Source organism: Pseudomonas deceptionensis, assembly GCF_900106095.1.
Classification (GTDB): Bacteria; Pseudomonadota; Gammaproteobacteria; order Pseudomonadales; family Pseudomonadaceae; genus Aquipseudomonas; species Aquipseudomonas deceptionensis.
The window spans coordinates 4021507-4040197 of the sequence record NZ_FNUD01000002.1 but is presented as its reverse complement, the minus strand read 5'-3'; the positions used below and the strand labels follow the sequence as shown (position 1 = coordinate 4040197).

General features: G+C 57.6%; 19 protein-coding genes and 1 pseudogene. 6 read left to right on the top strand and 14 right to left on the bottom strand.

What is annotated here, in order from left to right; translation table 11 throughout:
* Positions 1 to 36: 36 nt before the first annotated feature.
* Positions 37 to 390, top strand: a complete 354-nt coding sequence (locus tag BLW11_RS18575; RefSeq protein ID WP_048360960.1) for a hypothetical protein — start codon at positions 37 to 39, stop codon at positions 388 to 390.
* A gap of 30 nt (positions 391 to 420) precedes the next feature.
* On the top strand, positions 421 to 2784 hold the full coding sequence (locus BLW11_RS18570) for a DNA polymerase II (protein ID WP_048360961.1): 2364 nt from the start codon (positions 421 to 423) through the stop codon (positions 2782 to 2784).
* Here BLW11_RS18570 and BLW11_RS18565 read toward each other — a convergent pair.
* From BLW11_RS18565 to BLW11_RS18555, 3 genes are all read right to left on the bottom strand, one after another.
* Entirely contained in the window at positions 2781 to 3059 is a 279-nt protein-coding gene (locus tag BLW11_RS18565) for a hypothetical protein (protein ID WP_048360962.1), read from the bottom strand. The two genes, BLW11_RS18570 and BLW11_RS18565, sit on opposite strands and share 4 nt — an antisense overlap.
* 68 nt (positions 3060 to 3127) lie before the next feature.
* On the bottom strand, positions 3128 to 3529 hold the full coding sequence (locus BLW11_RS18560; RefSeq protein ID WP_048360963.1) for a helix-turn-helix domain-containing protein: 402 nt from the start codon (positions 3527 to 3529) through the stop codon (positions 3128 to 3130).
* 3 nt (positions 3530 to 3532) lie between these two features.
* Entirely contained in the window at positions 3533 to 3835 is a 303-nt protein-coding gene (locus tag BLW11_RS18555) for a type II toxin-antitoxin system HigB family toxin (protein ID WP_048360964.1), read from the bottom strand.
* Between the two features lie 202 nt (positions 3836 to 4037).
* Here BLW11_RS18555 and crcB (BLW11_RS18550) point away from each other — a divergent pair, with 202 nt between their 5' ends.
* Together crcB (BLW11_RS18550) and crcB (BLW11_RS18545) are read left to right on the top strand one after the other, a co-directional pair.
* A complete protein-coding gene (gene crcB, locus BLW11_RS18550; protein WP_048360965.1) occupies positions 4038 to 4418 on the top strand; it encodes a fluoride efflux transporter CrcB in 381 nt (126 codons plus the stop codon).
* A gap of 16 nt (positions 4419 to 4434) precedes the next feature.
* Complete coding sequence (crcB, locus tag BLW11_RS18545; RefSeq protein WP_048360966.1) at positions 4435 to 4833, top strand: fluoride efflux transporter CrcB; 399 nt, start codon at positions 4435 to 4437, stop codon at positions 4831 to 4833.
* Positions 4834 to 4921: 88 nt separating this feature from the next.
* Here the strand turns inward: crcB (BLW11_RS18545) and kch are convergent, their stop codons facing one another.
* From kch to BLW11_RS18490, 11 genes and pseudogenes are all read right to left on the bottom strand, one after another.
* Complete coding sequence (kch, locus tag BLW11_RS18540; protein WP_048360967.1) at positions 4922 to 6097, bottom strand: voltage-gated potassium channel protein; 1176 nt, start codon at positions 6095 to 6097, stop codon at positions 4922 to 4924.
* A gap of 90 nt (positions 6098 to 6187) precedes the next feature.
* Positions 6188 to 7246, bottom strand: coding sequence for a HoxN/HupN/NixA family nickel/cobalt transporter (locus BLW11_RS18535; RefSeq protein ID WP_048360968.1), 1059 nt, complete (start codon positions 7244 to 7246; stop codon positions 6188 to 6190).
* A 26-nt stretch (positions 7247 to 7272) separates the two neighbouring features.
* A complete protein-coding gene (gene yut, locus BLW11_RS18530; protein ID WP_048360969.1) occupies positions 7273 to 8253 on the bottom strand; it encodes an urea transporter in 981 nt (326 codons plus the stop codon).
* A gap of 156 nt (positions 8254 to 8409) precedes the next feature.
* Positions 8410 to 9375, bottom strand: coding sequence for an urease accessory protein UreD (locus BLW11_RS18525; protein WP_048360970.1), 966 nt, complete (start codon positions 9373 to 9375; stop codon positions 8410 to 8412).
* A complete protein-coding gene (ureG, locus tag BLW11_RS18520) occupies positions 9372 to 10019 on the bottom strand; it encodes an urease accessory protein UreG (protein ID WP_048360971.1) in 648 nt (215 codons plus the stop codon). Before ureG ends, BLW11_RS18525 begins: the two co-directional genes overlap by 4 nt.
* 70 nt (positions 10020 to 10089) lie before the next feature.
* Entirely contained in the window at positions 10090 to 10776 is a 687-nt protein-coding gene (locus tag BLW11_RS18515; protein ID WP_048360972.1) for an urease accessory protein UreF, read from the bottom strand.
* A gap of 20 nt (positions 10777 to 10796) precedes the next feature.
* The gene (locus tag BLW11_RS18510; RefSeq protein WP_048360973.1) at positions 10797 to 11468 is read right to left on the bottom strand and encodes an urease accessory protein UreE; all 672 of its coding nucleotides are present in this window, start codon (positions 11466 to 11468) and stop codon (positions 10797 to 10799) included.
* 82 nt (positions 11469 to 11550) lie between these two features.
* Positions 11551 to 13269, bottom strand: a complete 1719-nt coding sequence (locus tag BLW11_RS18505; protein ID WP_048360974.1) for an urease subunit alpha — start codon at positions 13267 to 13269, stop codon at positions 11551 to 11553.
* Between the two features lie 194 nt (positions 13270 to 13463).
* Positions 13464 to 13877: pseudogene (gene ureB / locus BLW11_RS18500) on the bottom strand (urease subunit beta); the annotation flags it as partial.
* Positions 13878 to 13931: 54 nt separating this feature from the next.
* On the bottom strand, positions 13932 to 14234 hold the full coding sequence (locus BLW11_RS18495) for an urease subunit gamma (RefSeq protein ID WP_048360976.1): 303 nt from the start codon (positions 14232 to 14234) through the stop codon (positions 13932 to 13934).
* Between the two features lie 525 nt (positions 14235 to 14759).
* Complete coding sequence (locus BLW11_RS18490) at positions 14760 to 15860, bottom strand: FUSC family protein (RefSeq protein WP_048360977.1); 1101 nt, start codon at positions 15858 to 15860, stop codon at positions 14760 to 14762.
* 560 nt (positions 15861 to 16420) lie between these two features.
* Here BLW11_RS18490 and BLW11_RS18485 point away from each other — a divergent pair.
* Together BLW11_RS18485 and BLW11_RS18480 are read left to right on the top strand one after the other, a co-directional pair.
* Positions 16421 to 17788 carry a metal-dependent hydrolase family protein gene (locus BLW11_RS18485; RefSeq protein ID WP_241486150.1) on the top strand — a complete coding sequence of 456 codons (1368 nt, stop codon included), beginning with the start codon at positions 16421 to 16423 and terminating at the stop codon, positions 17786 to 17788.
* A gap of 111 nt (positions 17789 to 17899) precedes the next feature.
* Complete coding sequence (locus BLW11_RS18480) at positions 17900 to 18559, top strand: ankyrin repeat domain-containing protein (protein ID WP_048360978.1); 660 nt, start codon at positions 17900 to 17902, stop codon at positions 18557 to 18559.
* Positions 18560 to 18691 lie beyond the last annotated feature (132 nt).

Below are 18691 nucleotides of genomic sequence, written 5' to 3'. Positions count from 1 at the left end.
CGTGCTATCGTGCTCAACTTTTTCAGGGGACATCCAATGCGAATGCTGATCGGCGCTGTGAGCCTGGCCTTGTTGGCCGGCTGTATTTCACCGGCGATGAATGAGGCGCGCAGCAAAAGCCCGACACGGGTGCTGAGCTCGGCCAAACCGATGCCGCTGGTTGCCGAGTGCGTCAAGTTCTCGTGGCAGGACGAAGGCGTGTTCGGGGTCGATGCCAGTGCCTATATCAATACCGACAAGCCGGGCCAGCAGACGGTTTACACCCGCAGCGCCGAGTCCTTTGCCGATCTGGTGTCGCAAGGCACGGGAACGGCGGTGAGCTATTACGCAAAACAGCCCGACGACAGCGCAGCGATGCGCCGCCTGGCCATGCTGGCGACATGCCTGTAACCCGTCAGGCCGATCTGTGAGGCTGCAGCGGTGGACTTGAAACAGGGTTTTGTCCTGACCCGGCACTGGCGCGACACGCCAGCGGGCATCGAGGTCGAGTTCTGGCTGGCCACCGATGAGGGCCCCCGGCACGTGCGCGTGCCTTATCAGGCATCAACCGCGTTTATCCCGGCAGCGCAGCGCGCCCAGGCGCAGACGCTGCTGCAGGATGAGCGCGGTATCGAGTTTCGTGAACTGGCGCTGTGTGACTTTCAATCGCGCCCGGTGATCGGCCTTTACTGCCGGCAACATGCCCAGTTGATGGACATTGCCCAGCGCCTGCGTCGTGCCGGGATCGATGTGTTCGAGGCCGATGTGCGCCCGCCCGAGCGTTTCCTGATGGAGCGCTTTATCACCGCGCCGGTGAGTTTCGGCGGCCTTGCCCAGGGCGATGGTCCGTTGCTGGACACGCGGATCAAACCCCATCCCGACTATCGCCCGCGCTTGAAACTGGTATCCCTGGACATCGAAACCAGCCCCCAGGGCGATTTGTATTCCATCGCCCTTGAGGGCTGCGGCCAGCGCCAGGTGTACATGCTGGGCAAGGCCACTGAGGCCGACACGGCGGTGGACTTCGACCTTGAGTTTTGCGCCACCCGGGGCGATCTGCTGCTACGCCTGAACCAGTGGCTGGCGCAACATGATCCCGATGCAATCATTGGCTGGAACGTCGTTCAATTCGACCTGCGGGTGTTGCATGAGCATGCCCGCCGCCTGGGTATCCCGTTGCTGCTGGGGCGTGCAGGCAGTGAAATGCAGTGGCGCGAACACGGCACCCGCAAAAACCACTTTTTCGCCAGTGCCGCGGGCCGATTGATCATCGACGGTATTGAGTCGCTGCGCTCGGCCACCTGGTCGTTTCCTTCCTTCAGCCTGGAAAACGTCGCCCAGACCTTGCTCGGTGAGGGCAAGGACATCAGCACGCCGTACCAGCGCATGGACGAAATCAACCGCATGTTTGCCCAGGACAAGCCTGCGCTGGCGCGCTACAACCTTAAGGACTGCGAGCTGGTCACGCGAATCTTTGCGAAAACCCAGTTGCTGACCTTTCTGCTGGAGCGCGCCTCGGTCACGGGCCTTGAAGCGGACCGCAGCGGCGGCTCGGTGGCGGCGTTTTATCACCTGTACATGCCCTTGATGCACCGCCAGGGGTTTGTCGCGCCCAATCTGGGCGACAAACCACCCCAGGCCAGCCCTGGCGGCTTTGTGATGGAGTCTCAGCCGGGCCTGTATGAGTCGGTGCTGGTGCTCGACTACAAAAGCCTGTACCCGTCGATTATCCGTACCTTTCTGATCGACCCGCTGGGGCTGGTGGAAGGGCTGCGCGACCCGAGTGACGAGGCCTCGGTGCCGGGCTTTCGCGGGGCGCGCTTTTCGCGAACCCGGCATTGCTTGCCCGCCATTGTCGAACGGGTGGCCAATGGTCGCGAAGTCGCCAAGCGCGAAAAAAACGCACCGTTGTCTCAAGCCCTGAAAATCATCATGAATGCGTTTTACGGGGTGCTGGGTTCCAGCGGCTGCCGCTTTTTCGACACGCGGCTTGCTTCGTCGATCACCCTGCGCGGGCATGAAATCATGCTCAAGACCCGGGCCTTGATCGAGGCCCGGGGTTACAGCGTGATCTATGGCGACACCGACTCCACCTTTGTCTGGCTGCGCAGCGAACACAGTGAAGAAGACGCCGCCCGTATCGGTCGCGAACTGGTGCAGCACGTCAATCAGTGGTGGCAGGCCCATGTACGTGACGAATACGGTCTCACCAGTGCCCTTGAACTCCAGTTCGAAACCCACTACAGCCGGTTCCTGATGCCCACGATTCGCGGAGCCGAAGAGGGCAGTAAAAAGCGTTACGCGGGGCTGGTCGTGCACCCGGACGGGCGTCGGGAGATGGTCTACAAGGGGCTTGAGACCGTGCGCAGCGACTGGTCGCCGCTGGCCCAGCAGTTTCAGCAGGCGTTGTACCTGCGCATTTTCAATCGTCAGCCCTATCAGGACTATGTGCGCGATTTTGTGCGCAGCACCCTGGCGGGCGAGCATGACGACCTGCTGATCTACCGCAAGCGTCTGCGTCGCCAGCTCAGTGATTACGAACGCAACGTACCGCCCCATGTGCGGGCGGCGCGGCTGGCCGATGAATACAACGACCAGCACGGTCGGCCCCGGCAGTACCAGAACGGCGGCACCATCAGCTACGTGATCACTGTGGCCGGGCCCCAACCGCTGGAGAACCGCACCGCAGAAGTGGATTACGACCACTACCTGACGCGTCAGCTACAACCGGTGGCGGACGCGATTCTGGTGTTTGTCGACGACGACTTCAGCGCGCTGGTGGGCGGGCAGATGGGGTTGTTTTAAGCGTCGCTGGCCGGTGTTGTCGACTTGGATTTGGCGCGGTCTTTAGCGGCCTTGGCCTCGGCGGCCAGGCACTCCAGGCAAAACTGCTCGGCGTAGGTCATGATGATTTCGGTGGTGTCGCCTTTGATCGTGCGCGAGCCTGCGAGGATGTAGCGCATGCGCTTTTCGGTGACGCCGATGCGCTGGGCAATCCAGGCAGGGGTCTGACCGATGCGGTCGACCAGTTTGTTGGCGTATTCGGTGGAGTGGTTGTAGCGCTCAGCGTTGGGAAACATAGGGGGTCCATAAACGTGGGGATAAAGCCGGAGGGCAGGGTACTCCTTTTCATCGCAATCGCCTGTATTTAAACCGCCGGGGTGACGGGATACCTGGCGGCTTCGGGTTTTGCCGGCCTGATCAAGCTTTCTGCCGGGATGCCAAACATCTCATGCAGTTTCCAAATCATGGGCAGCGTCAATGCTCGCTTGCCATTGAGCACCTCGTAAACCCGGTTCTGCCTTCCGATAGCGGGCACCAGATCGGCAGGTGACAGCCCGGACTGCTCCATCCTGAAGCGTATGGCCTCTATCGGGTTGGGCAGGTCTATGGGGAAGTGCTTCGCTTCATAGGCTTCGATCAAGGTGATCATGACATCGAAGTAGTCGCCTTGCGGTGTGCCTGGTTCCGGTTCTTTGTCGAACAGAGGGGAAACAGCCTTCAGGGCGTCCTGGTAGTCTTGTTCAGTACGGATTGGACGAATATTCATGGGTTACTCCATTTCAACGGTATCAGCATCAATGGCGTCGTACTGTTTGTGCGTACCGACGAATTTGATGTAAAGGGCGCTGTAGCGGTAAGCCACAGCGACCACGAGTCGATATTCGTTACCTTTGATGTTGAATACGACTCTGCTGCTTTTGAGAATGCTGGCCTGGCGAAACTGGGCCTTGATGTCGACGGGTGTTTGCCAGTTGGCCTGCCTGGCCTGATCTATCCAGCAAAGGAAAGACTGTTTCGAGCCCGGATGCTGTTGCCAAAATTTTTCGAGCGGACTGGTCGCAACAATTCTCATAGAACGATCCTAGTCCCACAGTGGGACTTTCGCAAGTGACTTCCATTTCTAAGCGGCTATTCAATTACCAAGTCCTCCTCGTTAATACCAGACACAACGTTCAAGAAAGTGTGTGGTGCCCCTCATGCTCCAAATCACGTGCCTCCTGGTAATTCTGAACTAGAGTTCCCCCCACTAACCAACAGGCACGAGAGGGAATTTCATGACTGCGCTGGATGTTTTTTGGGTCGGACTGGGAGGCGGGCTGGGGTCGCTGCTGCGCTGGTGGATAGGCCTTCGCGTGGGCCAGTTTTATAAAGGTCCGTTCCCGCTGGGCACGTTTTTGATCAACGTCAGCGGCGCCTTTGTGATCGGGTACCTGAGCATCCTGTTTACCGTGGACTGGCGCGACCGCTATGGAGATTTCCTGAGTGCTGCCGTGCTCACCGGTATTCTTGGCGGCTACACCACTTTCAGCAGTATGCAGCTGGATGCTTCCAAACTGGCCAAAGCCAAGGATCGTGCCTGGGCGGCAGGCTATCTGATCATTTCGGTACTGGTCGGTCTGGCCGCCGCCGCATTCGGCGCCTGGCTGGCGCGCTGACACAGGAGCAAACACCATGCTGAACATGATTATTCTGATTTTCGTCGGCGGCGCGTTTGGCGCCATGTGCCGCGAGTTTGTGATGCTGTCGGTGCCGCGTCTGGCCGATGGCTTTCCCATGGACATCTTTGTCGTCAATATCGTCGCCGCCTTCCTTCTGGGCGTGGCCACGTCGCTGTTCAAGAACAACCGGATCAATCAGTACGTACACGTGATGGTCGGCACCGGGATCATGGGCGGGCTTTCCACGTTCTCCAGTTTTGTGTTCGGCGCCGTTGAGATGATGAATGACCCGACCGGCGTATTTGTCTCCATCTGCTATCTGGTGCTCAGCCTGGTGATCGGTTTTGCAGCCGTTGAGCTGGGTTTGTTGGCCGGGGCCAAGGGCACGCCTGCCCCCGATACCTCGCAATAAAACATGATAAAGCCCTCAACTGTGGGAGCGAGCCTGCTCGCGAATGATCTTCGCGAGCAGGCTCGCTCCCACAGAACACCGCTCGTGTTTACGCCAGCGACGTACGCTTGCCGAAGAACATCTCGGTGATCAGGTCGTTGTTGATCTCATCGCCCTGCAGGGTACGCACCAGCAGCTCGCTGCCCAGCAGCGGCAACGACAGCACCATGGTCGGGTTGACGCGTTTGACCTTGGGCATGTTCCGCGTTTCGTTGACCAGCGCGATGATCTGGGTTTCGTCCCCGGCCACTTCCTTGGCGGCCAGAATGGTGAACACGTTCTCGGCGTCGCTGTCGCACAGGGTCACGATGTATTTGGCATCCGCTGCGCCGGCAGTTTTCAGGGTTGCAGCTGCCGACGGATCACCCTCAATAATGTCTGCCTTTTCGGGCAGGTCGTGCTGGCTGCCGGCGGCGCAGACGACGGTGACATGTTCGCCGCGATCGGTCAGGCCTTTGTAGACGTTCTGTGCCAGAGAGCCAACGCCGACGAGGATGTAGTGATTTTTACGGGACATGTGGGTAATCCTGCCTTTAACGATTCGTTGGATGTTGTTGCTGATCAGCGGGCCGGCAATGGACGCCACCGAGATCGCGAAGATGGTGATGCCCAGCACGATAACGGTCAGGGTAAAGAACCGGGCATCGGTGGTGTGCGGGACGATGTCGCCAAAGCCCACGGTCGACATGACCACGATGGCGAAGTAGAACGCCGAGGGCAGGTCGGTCACCGCCGGTGCAAACCCGTCGCCGATATAGAGCGTGCCCAGGGTGCTGTAGACAATCAGCGAGGCAATGCTCACCACCGCAAAGAAGCTGCCCGTGGCCAGGCTGTAGTGGTCAAACCGGCGCCAATAGAAGGCCAGTACTGCAATCGAGACCAGGGAAAGGATGGTCACGCCATCGGGTTTTTTAAGGATGAAAAAGTCAACGCAGACGGTGGCGATCAACAGCAACAGCGCGAAAAACCAGCTGATTCTGGACTTGATCAACAACCCCAGCGACATCAGCACCAGCACAAAGCCCACCACGAACCCCGGGATTTCCAGCAAGGCCAGAAAACTCAAGGCCTCCTTCCAGGTATCAAATGAGCCTGAGGTGCTATTGGCGTGAGCAACCCCGCGTTGCAACACCGGTAAGAACATGAGGAAGCCATTGATGGCCACCAGCAAGGCGACCCCATAGGCAAAGGTGATTCGATTTTTTACGTCCTGTAATAAAGTCATGGCACCTACGACGCGTCTGTTAAAGGGTGAGGGGAGTGTAGGTCAGGCTTTCCGGGCTGCCACATGCGATCTGCATGCTTGAGCCTCGTATCAGCGATTGGCAGCCAGTTGGTCATAACCGCGGATGTAGTAGTTGAGGGCTGAAATCAGCCAGCACAGCACAAACATGCCAATGATCCAGTAGCCAATTTCGCCGAAGTTTTCACTGATGGCATTGATCGGCGTCCATATACCGCCCGTTAGCTCAAGCTTTTCGGCAATCAGCCCCAGTGCTTCGACGCCACCGATAAACAGCGCGACCACCACCGAGGCGGCGGTGATGGTGATGTTGTAGTAGAGCTTGCGTACCGGTTTGGAGAACGCCCAGCCGTAGGCGCCGATCATCACGAAGTTGTCCAGTGAATCGATCAGGGCCATGCCCACGGCGAACAGCACCGGGAACACCATGATCGACCACAGGCTGATGCCGTGGGAGGCGCTGGTGGCGCTGATGCCCAGCAGGCCGATTTCGGTGGCGGTGTCGAAGCCCAGGCCGAACAGGAACCCCACCGGGTACATGTGCCAGCTTTTATTAACGAGGTTGAACACCCGGCCAAAGATCCGCGCCATCAGACCGCCCTTGTTGGTGGCTATCAGGTCCAGTTCTTCGGGGAGCAGGGTGTGGCCGGCCTTGACCTGTTTGAACTTCTTGTACACCGAGATCAGGATCACCAGGTTGAGCAGGCCGAACAGCAACAGGAACACCGAGGACACCAGGGTGCCGATCAGGCCTCCGGTTTCATGGAACCACTGCATGTCGTCCTTGAACGCCATGGCCGTGGCGGCAATCGCAAACGAGGCCAGCACCACAATGGTGGAGTGCCCCAGGGAGAACCAGGTGCCCACGGCAATCGGGCGCTGCCCCTGTTGCATCAGTTTGCGGGTGACGTTGTCGATGGCGGCGATATGGTCGGCGTCCACGGCGTGGCGCAGGCCGAAGCCGTACGCCAGCAAGGCGGTGCCCATCAATACCGGGTTGTTGCCAAACTCCATGAGAGCCCAGGCCCAGGCCAGAAGGTTGGCCAGGAGCAGCCCGGTCAGCAAATAGATGGCACGCCGCGTGGTGTTCGACGGTTGGGCGTTGGCCGGGGGGTGGGCAATCGCGGTCATGGACAGACTCCGGCACAGGATTAAAGTTATTGGCGGTGGACCGGCATCACATCTTTGTTGGGCACCAGGAATAACCATGAGGCCAGTACAAACGGCATGGTCAGGGTCGGGATACCCACCGGGGCCAATAGGGTATTCAAGGCACCCTGCACAAATACAGTGAAGATCACGCCGATAAGGGTGTAAGTCAGCACACGCCAGCTGGGCTTGTTGAAGGTCGAACCCAGGGCGATGGCGGTCAGCACGGCGCTGAATGCATACATGCCGTTGTTGATGCTGGCGTGCTCGGCCTGCAAGACCACGGCGACCAGCACCGCCAGCAGCGAGCCCAGCAGGGCGAATACGGCGGCCCACAACGACGACACTGCCAACCCGGCCAGAAACAGCACGCTGCCGATCACCGTGCTGATCAGAAACACTTCGGAGATCCCGTAAAACGTGCTTTTGAACAGGTCGATGCCGTCAAACAGGCTGCTGTTGTACGCGACCAGGTCGTGGGGCAGGTTGGGCACGGGCAGGGCGCTGGTGTTCAGGCCACCAAAGGCATAGCTGGCCAGCAGCATGGTCCAGGTCACCAGAACAAAGGGCGCCGTAAGGGCGGCGACTTTCCAGGTTTTCAGAATGTCGGCGATGCAGATGGTGACGATCACCGAGACTATGCTGCCCAGGATGATGCACATCCACAGGACGGGCGTGACATCCAGGAACGTGGGCAAGGCAGCGCCGACGAGGCAGCCGTTATAGCCGTACAGGCCGGCCTTCCATGACGTCTGGTCTCTGAGTTTTCGGCCAGTAAAGGTCGCTACGGCGGTCCCCAGTACGCTGCCATAGGCGACCGCCGAGTTGCCTTCGCCATAGGCGCCCACAAAGATCGCGGCAAAAAACAGCAGTCCGGTCAGGGGGTTGTTCTGGAACATCACCTGGGCACAACCACGCAGCGTGACGTCAATAAATTCAAGGACGACGTTGCCGCTCGCCACTTGTGTCCACTTGGATGCAGCTTCCATATTGACTCTCCCAATTGTGCATTCGGCCAAGAGCCGCCCTGATAATGCAATGTCCCCCAGTGGGAGCGAGCCTGCTCGCGAACAACCTTCGCGAGCAGGCTCGCTCCCACGGTTGATTTTTCTGTAGCCGCTGACGAACAACTCGAGGCTACATAGCTACCGCCAGAGAAACTGCGGCTGCAGTGTCAGGCCCAGAATTTCTTCGCGGGCGACTTTCCAGAACTCGCGGACTTGTGCCTTGACCTCACCGCTGTCATTGCCCAGCACCTTGAAGATCAGGCCGCAGTCGTTCGGCAGGCGGGTGACGCCGCTGGCCAGCCCCGCGGGCATGTCGAACAGCGCCGGAATGCGCGCCACAATCCGGTCGTGATGCTCCTTGGGGGTAAGCAGCACCACGTTGCCGAACACGTCGAAGGTCTGCATCACGCCAATGGCGTCCAGGCTTTCCTTCTTTGGCTCCAGGATGTACTTCTCGACAAACAGCTCGCGGCCTTCAAGGTTTTCGGCCGATACCCGTGAGGAGTACACGTCAAAGCCGAATCGCTCATCGGCATGGTGGTACTTGCGCCCCGACATCAGGATTTCGCAGTAGATCGCCGTCGCCGTGGGGTGGATCTTGATCTGGGTGTCGGTGATGAACCGCGCATTGCGATGGGGGATCAGCGGGTCGGGCATGAACTCCAGATAGCCGTTTTCCTCGACCCGCAAACACTGGATTTGCGAGGCATAGTTGGCATTCATCGAATGCACTTTGGTCGCTGACTGGGTGGTGACGTGCCCGCAGGCACCCACCCCGACATTGACGTCAGTGGCCAGACGGTCGCCCTGCAGCACGCAGCCCGAGGTCGAAATCATGGTGACGCAGGGCAGCTCGGGCATTTCTTCGTCCCAGTACAATGCCCGTTGCACCAGCGACGGTACACGCCGCTCCATATCTGCCAGTACGCTGCGATTGCCGCGCTTTTCAAAGCCCAGTCGCAGGTAGCCGCTTTTGCCTTCGACACCGCTTTGCATTTGCGGTGGTTCGTCCTGGTACTGCGACAGCTCCGGCGCATCGGTGCCTAATGAGTGAGCGCGAAGCCGTGACGGGGTGTTCACGATGTTCAGGCTCTGCGATGTCATGCAGTGACCTCGCTTTTGACCGCCGGTTTCTGTGCGAACAGGAACATGTGTTCGATCATGTCCACCAGTTCTTCAATGCCCTGGCCGGTCTTGCAGTTGGTCAGGATATACGGGCGGTTGCCGCGCACCACTTTGGTGTCGCTCTCCATCACATCCAGGCTGGCGCCCACATAGGGGGCAAGGTCGATCTTGTTGATGATCAGGATGTCAGCCTGCACCAGGCCCGGGCCGTTTTTACGCGGGATTTTTTCGCCTTCGGCCACGTCGATCACGTAGATGTAGAAGTCGGCCAGTGCCGGGCTGAAGGTCAGGGTCAGGTTGTCGCCGCCGCTTTCAATCATGATCAGGTCGCTGTCGGGGAATTTCTCTTCCATTTCCTCGACCGCTGCAATATTCATGCTCGGGTCTTCACGCACCGCCGTATGCGGGCAGGCACCGGTCTCGACGCCCAGGATCTTGTCTTCGTCCAGGATCCCCTTGAGGGTGCGCTTGACCTGCTTGGCGTCTTCGGTGGTCACGATGTCGTTGGTGATGATCAACGGCTTGTAGCCACGGTTGATCAGGATCGGAGTGATCACTTCGATGATCGCGGTTTTACCTGAACCGACCGGGCCGCCAATACCAATGCGAGTAATCTTTTTCACGATGCGTTCCTTAACAAGAATTGAAGCTGATTGAGCGCCGACACAGGCCGGCGCTGTTGATTCAAGTGGATCAGTTCATAAACAGCCGCACGTGGGCCTTCACGTGGACGGCGGCAAGCACATCGACAATCGGCACATAGGAGGACATCTGATCGATATCACCGATTTCGGCGATATCGCAGAAGGCTTCAATGTCGTGGTTGAGCTCGAACAGGATGTGCTGGGTGTCAAGGTGCGTGACCCGCATCAGGCGCATGGCGGCGCTGAGAATGGTCATGGCGACACCGTACTGGTGCATCACCACAACCTCCCTGGCGCCGATGCCCTGGGTCGACATCACCACGGCCTGGGTGACGGGGTAGGTGCCTGCCGCGTTGCCGGCCTTGATCTGTTCCAGCCACCAGCGCACCAAGGGTTTTTCGACGACATGGATCGACATTTCGGCCAGTTTTTTGCCCATGCGCGTGGCCATCAACCGGCTTTCTTCGTTGAGCTTGCGGTTATTGACCGCCCAATCAGCGCGCAAAATCCCGTCGCGGTCATCGGCGACGCATGCCCGGTGAGCGGCGACGACGCCCATGCCATCACAGCTGGCCGCTTGTTTGAGCGCGGTGAGCACAAAGCCCTTGAGGGTCGCGACATCGTGAACGATGCCTTTCTGAATGGCGGATTCCACGCCGTTCGAGAACGAAAAGGCACCGACTGGCAATACGGAGTCGCCAAACTGCATGATGCGAATTAGATCTGATGCGTTCATCAAAGCGCCTTCTGCCGGGTTCAGTGCTTATGGCTGTGAAACGAATGGCCGTTGTCGTGACTGTGACTGTGCGCGTCATGGCTGTGTACGCCCTGGATCTTCAGGGCGGCAGCCTCCAGCTTGTCTTGCGGGCTGGCGACGTGAACGTGGGTGTCGGTTTCTTCGGCTCCGCCAAACAGCAGGCGCGCCTCGGAGGTGGTGAGCAGAGGCAGGATTTCAGCGCCGGCGACAAAGGCGTACGGCAGGTGCTGAAAGCCGTGGGTGCGCATCACCGAGTCCATCATTTTGGTTTCGACCGTGAGGGGGATATACACCTCGTTGTGTTTGGTCACGGCTTTCCAGTGTTGGTTGCCCAGGGCGTGGCCCAGCTCGAAACTGGTCTTGATCAGTACGTCCAGGGGTTGTTGTTTAAGCTCCTTGAGGTCAATCACCATCACGTCGCGCAGGTTGAGTTGCACCACGACGGCGGTGTTGGTGGCCTCATCCCACAGCAGGATATCCCCGTCGCCGAGCACCACGTTGCGCTCCAGCGAGATACCCAGGTCCAGCCCGCCGAGGCTGGTGCGACGGCAGCGGCTTTTTTGCGCTTCACGTTGGTCCAGCACCAGAAGGTCGACGTTGGCGCCTTCGAGTTTTTGCTTCCAGCTCGGATCTTTCTTGGCGTTGCCCAGAATGTGTTCAATCAAAATCACGTCGCAAACTCCTTCCCTGAATCATTTGCCGGGCGTTTGCCACCGGGAATCAATCCATCCCCGGTGGCTGCCCGTTCAGGCGTTAGCCAAAGAAATAACGCTGGTTCATGGTGGCGACATCGATCGGTTTGCACGTGGCGTGCACACCGTCGACTTTCACCGCGAAGGTTTCCGGATCAACGTCAATGTGCGGCGTCTGGTCGTTGCGCACCAGATCCTTCTTGGAGATGCTGCGGCAGTTGCGTACCGCCATGACCTGACGGTCCAGCCCGGCTTTCTCCTTGACGCCGTCATCAAACGCGGCCTGTGACACGAAGGTCACGCAGGTGTCCTGCAAGGTCTTGCCCTGCGCCCCGAACATCGGGCGGTAGAACACTGGCTGCGGGGTTGGCAGGGACGCGTTCGGGTCGCCCATGGCGGCCCAGTTGATCATGCCGCCCTTGATGACCATCTTCGGTTTGGCGCCGAAGAAGCGCGGATCCCACAGCACCAGATCGGCCATCTTGCCGACTTCAACCGAACCCAGAACGTGGCTCACGCCTTGGGTAATGGCCGGGTTGAGGGTGATTTTGGCCACGTAACGCAGCACACGGAAGTTGTCGTTGTCAGGGCTGTCTTCCGGCAGTTTGCCGCGTGAGATTTTCATCGCGTGGGCGGTTTGCATCACCCGCAGCCAGTTTTCACCGACCCGGCCCATGGCCTGGGAGTCACTGGAAAACATGGAAATCACGCCCATGTCCTGCAACACGTTTTCGGCGGCGATGGTTTCGGGGCGCACCCGGCTTTCGGCAAACGACACGTCAGCCGGTACGTTCGGGTTGAGGTTGTGACAGACCATGATCATGTCGAACAACTCGGCCTGGCTGTTGACGCCGTAGGGCAGGGTCGGGTTGGTCGAACTCGGCAGCACGTTGCTCTGGCTCGCCACCTTGATGATGTCGGGGGCGTGACCGCCACCGGCGCCTTCAGTGTGGAAGGTGTGAATGGTGCGACCTTCGAAGGCATCGATGGTGTCTTCGACATAACCGCATTCGTTCAGGCTGTCGGTGTGAACCGAAACCTGGACGTCAAACTCGTCGGCAGTACGCAGCGCATGGCGCAATGCGTTGGAGGTTGCGCCCCAGTCCTCGTGAACCTTGAAACCGGCAACACCGGCAATCAGTTGCTCGACCAGCGGATCGCGGCCAAAGGAGTTGCCCTTGCCGAGCATGCCGACGTTGATCGGCAGCCCTTCCAGCGAGCGCAGCATCTGGCGAATATTCCACGGGCCAGCGGTCACGGTAGTGCCGTTGGTGCCGTCGGTAGGGCCGATGCCGCCGCCAAAGAAGGTGGTGATGCCGTTGGACAGCCCGTGATAGGCCTGTTGTGGCGAGATCAGGTGAACGTGGGTGTCGATCCCGGCAGCGGTCAGGATCAAATGCTCACCGGAGATGGCGTCGGTGCTCACACCCACCACCAGGCTTGGGGTCACGCCATCCATAGTGCTCGGGTTGCCGCTTTTGCCGATACCGGCAATCTTGCCGTCACGGATGCCGACGTCGGCTTTGATTACGCCCTGGATCGCATCGATGATGGTGACGTTGGTGATCACCAGGTCCAGTACGCCGTTGTCGCGGGTCAGGGTGTTGTCGGCCCCCATGCCGTCGCGCAGTGACTTACCGCCGCCGTATACAGACTCGTCTCCGTAGCCGCGCAAGTCCTTTTCGATCTCGACAAACAGGTTGGTGTCACCCAGGCGGATTTTATCGCCCGTGGTCGGGCCGAACAGCCCTGCGTATTCTTTGCGTGAAATGGTTGGCATCGGTGGCTCCTTTCTAATGCCGCGCATGCGTCAATGGCTCGACGGCGCGTATGCAAAAAATGAGAATGCGGTGGTTACTTGTCGTTGACGGGCTTGGACGGCTCGGAGAACTTGAAGCCGTGATCGCGCGCGCGCTGAATGGCTTGCAGTTTTTCCGGGCGCTCATGGTTGCTGGTGAGCTTGTCCGGTGCCCAGCCATCGACCAGGTTGTTGAAGCCGTAAAGGGTTTGCTTGCCACCGAAGGGAACCAACGGCACTTCAATTTCATCACCTGGCTCGAAGCGGATCGCGGTGGTGGACGAGATGTTCAGGCGCTTGCCAAAGGCAGCGGTACGGTCGAACTCAAGTGCACGGTTGACTTCGAAGAAGTGAAAGTGCGAACCAATCTGGATCGGGCGGTCACCGGTGTTGCGCACTTTGACTTTGGTGACAGGACGGTTTTCGTTGAACGTGATTGGCGTGCTGGCGTAGATGGTGCCGCCCAGAGGTACATCGGCTTCATTGCCCTTGTGTACGCCGCCGGGGTTTTTGGCGTGGGGGATGCTGTGGTTCGGGTGAGTGTCCTGGTGCGGACCTGATGTTTCTTTAGTTGTTTCTTTAGTGCTCATGACGGATTCCTCAACACGTGGCTGTCTTGCGTTAACCGGGTTTAAGGCAAGCGGTTACTTGATCGGGTCGTGGACCGTAACCAGGCGGCTGCCGTCGGTGAAAATCGCTTCTACCTGAACGTTGGGAATCAAGTCGCTGACGCCTTCCATTACGTCATCCTTGGTCAGTACTTTGGCGGCTAACTGCATCACATCCTCCACCGACTTGCCGTCCCGTGCGCCTTCCATTGCGGTCACGGTGATAATTGAAACAGCCTCTGGATAGTTCAATTTCAAGCCGCGAGCCTTACGTCGGAATGCCACGTCCGACAAGGTGTAAATCATCAGCTTTTCGACTTCTCTGGGGGTGAGCTGCATAAGCCCTCCTATCAACAGTGCGGTAAAAATTAATGTTCTGGAGTGTCGGTCAGGCGCGCGCGCATGCAAAAACACTTCACACGTTTCTTATGTGCGAAGGCTCGTTGGCTTTGGGGAGTAGTGTCTGGAGCAGGTTGTCGTTTCATAAGGCTCAACCGTTCAAATCCTTTAAGACGGGCGCGACCAGAGCCTAGACCATAATTTCCAGCAGGCCAGGCGATAAGGAATGGAGGTATTGAGGCGGTTGACACGATTGATTAATTGCTATCCTTGCAAATAAATCTATATAAAACAGATAGTTACAGTCATTAATGAAGGGCTGATAGCGACGTTTCTGAGTGTTGAAACGCCGTTTTTTGTAGGTTAATTCCTCACCTTTAGTGCGATAAGTCATCTAAATTAGTCTTAGAAGTCTCGAAATTAACGTCTTGCAGTGCTTGATTCAGTGTTTTTGAGGGCTGTGTGCACAGGCATGCACGTGGCACAGCCACCCTTGAAAGCACCGTTCAGAGGGGCGGCCAAGGGTTACTTTTCATCTGGCAGCTTGCCGTCTTTAAACAAGTGCCTGTGGCCGTTGTGATAAAGCGCGGTATGCAGCTGGTCATTGAAGTCAGTGAGCTGCTTGAGCATTTGCAAGCTCAGCCAGACATAGGCATAAAACGGCGTTTCGGTGATCTTGCCTTCAAGGCTTTTGAGTACCAGATCATTCAAGTCCTGGGTTTTCTGGCGCAGCTCACCACTGATCTGATTGTTTGAAATATCCATGCACAGCTTGTTCTGCAACGACTCGAGTGCCTGGGGGATCAACTGGTGAAGGCCGCTCAAGGCCGGTTCGCTTTCGATCAGCAAATGGCTTTCCCGTGAAGACCAGTACGCATCGATCATCAGGGTCATGGTTGCCAACAAGTTGCGGTGCAGGGTTTGCAGGGACTCGAACACTTCTTTCTTGAGGTTGGTCTCGTTGCTGGCAGGGGCTATCAAGTTGCGCAATTTGATGATCGCATCCAGCTCGTCCTTTAGCTGATCATCCATGTCCGGTCGCTCGGGCACCCTTGGCGAGAAGTACGCCGCATACAGGGTGTTGATCTGGCTCAGGCTTGCGCTGAGTTTGATCCTCAGGTCGGTGTAAGCCCGTTGCGGGTAGATGCTGGTGTACACCATCGCCAGCAAGGAGCCGGCCAGCACATAAATACTGCGGGTTATGGCCGATTCCATGTCATTGGGCGGCGCGCAGCTGACCACCGCCACTGTTGCGCCGATCAGCAAGGCCATATAAGGGCGTTTGCCAAGGGTCAGGTAACCGGCGATAAACATCAGGACTGCGGACCATAGCAGCATGAGGGGGAATGAATAGGTTTCCAGGTACAACCCGATCAGGCCCGACAGCGCGCCGATGATTGTGCCGCCGGTACGTTGCACTGCCCGTGACGAGACATTGCCCCAATAAGGTTGTGGGCCCATCACGATCAGCATGGTAATCAGGGCATAGGAGGCGCCGTCGAGTTTGAAATATCGGATGACGACAAAGGTAATCAGAAACGCCAGGCTGATACGGGTGGCATGAATCCAGCGACTGTATTTGCAGCTCAGTTGTTCCAGCTTTGAAATCTTTTTACCCAACTGCATAAAGTCCCCAACCTTTGTGATGGTTTGGGCTGCCAGCGTAGTTCAGGTTGGGCGGGTCCACCACTTGGGATGGCTCTGAGAGGGGGCGAGGAGGGAGCAGGCGTAAAAAAGGCCATTACCGTCATGGGGATCGGGTAATGGCCAAAAATCTCAACCAAAGAGAGTGTCAGGCATCAACCTGACGGGCGGCAATGTATCAATGCTCAAGTTAGTTAGCTAGCTAAGTGTGTGCGAAACTGTTTTACCTGATGCGCAATAATGGTGCATTGCAATGCCGGCCAGGCATGCCTCCTGCACAGAACCCTATCGGGGAGGATTAACCGCTCCCCGATCCTTGAGCCTCGTAGCCAAGGAATTTCAGTAAGCATCCCGTTTTTCGATCAGTGTTTTTAATTCGACCTATAGTCTCTGTTCCTGAAAATGCTTACGGAAAGCTCGATATGAGGCATAAATCTGCAGCGGGTAGTTCGCGCTTTACACCCAGTCATCGTGTTGAGCTTGAAGTGCATGACAGGTGCACCTGCAGTTCGCCGGACATACAGGATTTTCACGAGAGGATGATGCTCGATCTGTCTCGGCGTGACGTCTACAGCAGCATCAAGCCCAAGGTCGCACAGCTTTCTGATGCACGTTGCGTAAGTCCTTCAGGGCAAGGTGCTAACGCTGAATCGTCCGCAAGCACTCTATTGCTCAAAAATATTCGCTTATTTAACGGTAGCGTTGTGCTCGACGATAACGTCTGCATCCTGATCAAGGACGGGGTGATCGACGCACTTTTACCCGCCAATACTGATGTCGAAGGTGCCGTTGTTATAGATTGCGGTCGAAGGGTGGTGATGCCGGGATTAATTGATGCGCATTGGCACACTACTTTAGCGGGCATCACTCAACTTGACGCGATGAGTGCAGATCCAGGCTATATCCATCTAATTGCCGCCCGCGAAGCAGAACGTACCTTGATGCGTGGATTTACAACGGTGCGCGATCCTGGGGGACCTTCGTTTGCATTGAAGCGTGCAATTGATGAGGGCGTTATTACAGGGCCTCGTATTTTCCCTTCGGGCGCCATGATTTCACAGACGTCAGGTCACGGTGATTTCAGGATGCGATCCGAGATTCCTCGCAGTTCACTCAGGCCGCTGAGTGTTACTGAACAGCTGGGTGCTGCCGCCATAGCCGATGGTGATGCCGAAGTACTCAGGCGGGCAAGAGAGCAGCTCATGCTCGGGGCCTCACAGTTGAAATTGATGGCCGGTGGCGGCGTCGCCTCTGCTTATGATCATCTCGATAGCACCCAGTTTATGGAGTCAGAATTAAGAATGGCGGTTGAAGCCGCTGCCGATTGGGGCACCTATGTGATGGTGCACGCGTACACGCCCAGAAGTATTCAGCGTGCCATTCGAGCCGGTGTGAAATCGATCGAACACGGTCAACTGGCTGATGAGGAAACCGTGCGCATGATGGCAGACAACGACATCTGGTGGAGTCTTCAGCCTTTTCTGCAAGATGAAGATGCCAATGTTTATCCTGATCCTGTAAGGCGTGAGCGTCAGCGTGTGGTGGCTGAGGGCACCGCGAGAGCCTATGAGTTTGCGCAGCGCTTCAACATAAAAACTGCCTGGGGGACTGACATTTTGTTTAATCCGCAAAAGACGCCGAGTCAGGGAAGACAGCTTGCAAAATTGACCCGGTTTTACGCCGCACACGACGTAGTGAACATGGCGACAAAGATGAATGGAGCGCTTTTGGGTATGTCGGGAGCGCGCAACCCTTATCCCGGAAAAATTGGCCTGATAGAGGCAGGTGCATTGGCAGACCTGTTGGTTGTCGAGGGCGATCCCACGGTAAGCCTGGGGTTTCTGGAAGACCCGGACATCAACATCAGCATGATCATGAAAGGCGGGAAAATTTACAAAAAGAACTTTTAGTCATCAGTACCCCCTGCACAAAGCCACTGGAAAGCACGCGCCTGTTTAATTTCAGAATACCTGGCGCCATGACCATACTGGTTGTTCATGGGGTTGATATGAGGACGTGACATGGGTTCCCGGAGACTTAAATACGGCCTGTTGACGGTCGCACTGTTGATGACTGGAGTGGTGATGGCAAACGACAAGACACTGCTCACCGCCGTGAGGGACGGTGAGCTGGGCAGGGTGCAGCACCTGATCGCTGAAGGTGCCAAGCTCGACGATCGTGCGATTGATGGCAGCAGTGCGCTGCTGCTTGCAACCAGTGCGAACCAGATAGACATCGCCAGGGCATTGATCGAGGCCGGTGCCAACGTTAACCAGAAGAACCTGATCCAGGACAGCCCTTATCTGTTGGCCGGGGCAAGTGGGCGCAATGAAATCCTCAAGCTTGCCCTGGCCCATGGTGCCGATCTGAAGAGCACCAACCGCTATGGCGGCACAGCCTTGATCCCGGCGTGTGAGCGGGGCCATGTTGAAACGGTGCGCCTGCTGATCGCGGCAGGCGTTGATGTAAACCATGTAAATCGTCTGGGCTGGACCTGTTTGATGGAAGCCATAGTGCTCTCTGACGGCGGGCCGGCACATCAAGAGATTGTCAGCCAGCTGATTGAGGCCGGCGCCGACTTGAACCTGCCTGACGACAAGGGCGTGAGCCCGTTGCAACACGCGCAAAAGCGCGGCCAGACCGCTATCGCTCACGTGCTGCGCGCCGCCGGGGCTCACTGATTCACGGTCCTTGAGTTTCGGCTTTCCTCGTTGCACGTATTCAACAAACGGTGGTCGTACATAGTCCAGACAGTGCATCCAGCATACGCTCAAGGCAGATCACGTTGCCAAAGGCCAAACCGCAGCAATGAG

What these genes read in the sequence shown, in the direction of transcription:
- BLW11_RS18575 (WP_048360960.1), top strand. Translation starts at nt 37, where the DNA reads ATGCGAATGCTGATCGGCGCTGTGAGCCTGGCCTTGTTGGCCGGCTGT.
- BLW11_RS18565 (WP_048360962.1), bottom strand. Translation starts at nt 3,059, where the DNA reads ATGTTTCCCAACGCTGAGCGCTACAACCACTCCACCGAATACGCCAAC.
- BLW11_RS18560 (WP_048360963.1), bottom strand. Translation starts at nt 3,529, where the DNA reads ATGAATATTCGTCCAATCCGTACTGAACAAGACTACCAGGACGCCCTG.
- BLW11_RS18555 (WP_048360964.1), bottom strand. Translation starts at nt 3,835, where the DNA reads ATGAGAATTGTTGCGACCAGTCCGCTCGAAAAATTTTGGCAACAGCAT.
- crcB (WP_048360965.1), top strand. Translation starts at nt 4,038, where the DNA reads ATGACTGCGCTGGATGTTTTTTGGGTCGGACTGGGAGGCGGGCTGGGG.
- crcB (WP_048360966.1), top strand. Translation starts at nt 4,435, where the DNA reads ATGCTGAACATGATTATTCTGATTTTCGTCGGCGGCGCGTTTGGCGCC.
- kch (WP_048360967.1), bottom strand. Translation starts at nt 6,097, where the DNA reads ATGACTTTATTACAGGACGTAAAAAATCGAATCACCTTTGCCTATGGG.
- BLW11_RS18535 (WP_048360968.1), bottom strand. Translation starts at nt 7,246, where the DNA reads ATGACCGCGATTGCCCACCCCCCGGCCAACGCCCAACCGTCGAACACC.
- yut (WP_048360969.1), bottom strand. Translation starts at nt 8,253, where the DNA reads ATGGAAGCTGCATCCAAGTGGACACAAGTGGCGAGCGGCAACGTCGTC.
- BLW11_RS18525 (WP_048360970.1), bottom strand. Translation starts at nt 9,375, where the DNA reads ATGACATCGCAGAGCCTGAACATCGTGAACACCCCGTCACGGCTTCGC.
- BLW11_RS18515 (WP_048360972.1), bottom strand. Translation starts at nt 10,776, where the DNA reads ATGAACGCATCAGATCTAATTCGCATCATGCAGTTTGGCGACTCCGTA.
- BLW11_RS18505 (WP_048360974.1), bottom strand. Translation starts at nt 13,269, where the DNA reads ATGCCAACCATTTCACGCAAAGAATACGCAGGGCTGTTCGGCCCGACC.
- BLW11_RS18495 (WP_048360976.1), bottom strand. Translation starts at nt 14,234, where the DNA reads ATGCAGCTCACCCCCAGAGAAGTCGAAAAGCTGATGATTTACACCTTG.
- BLW11_RS18490 (WP_048360977.1), bottom strand. Translation starts at nt 15,860, where the DNA reads ATGCAGTTGGGTAAAAAGATTTCAAAGCTGGAACAACTGAGCTGCAAA.
- BLW11_RS18485 (WP_241486150.1), top strand. Translation starts at nt 16,421, where the DNA reads ATGCTCGATCTGTCTCGGCGTGACGTCTACAGCAGCATCAAGCCCAAG.
- BLW11_RS18480 (WP_048360978.1), top strand. Translation starts at nt 17,900, where the DNA reads ATGGGTTCCCGGAGACTTAAATACGGCCTGTTGACGGTCGCACTGTTG.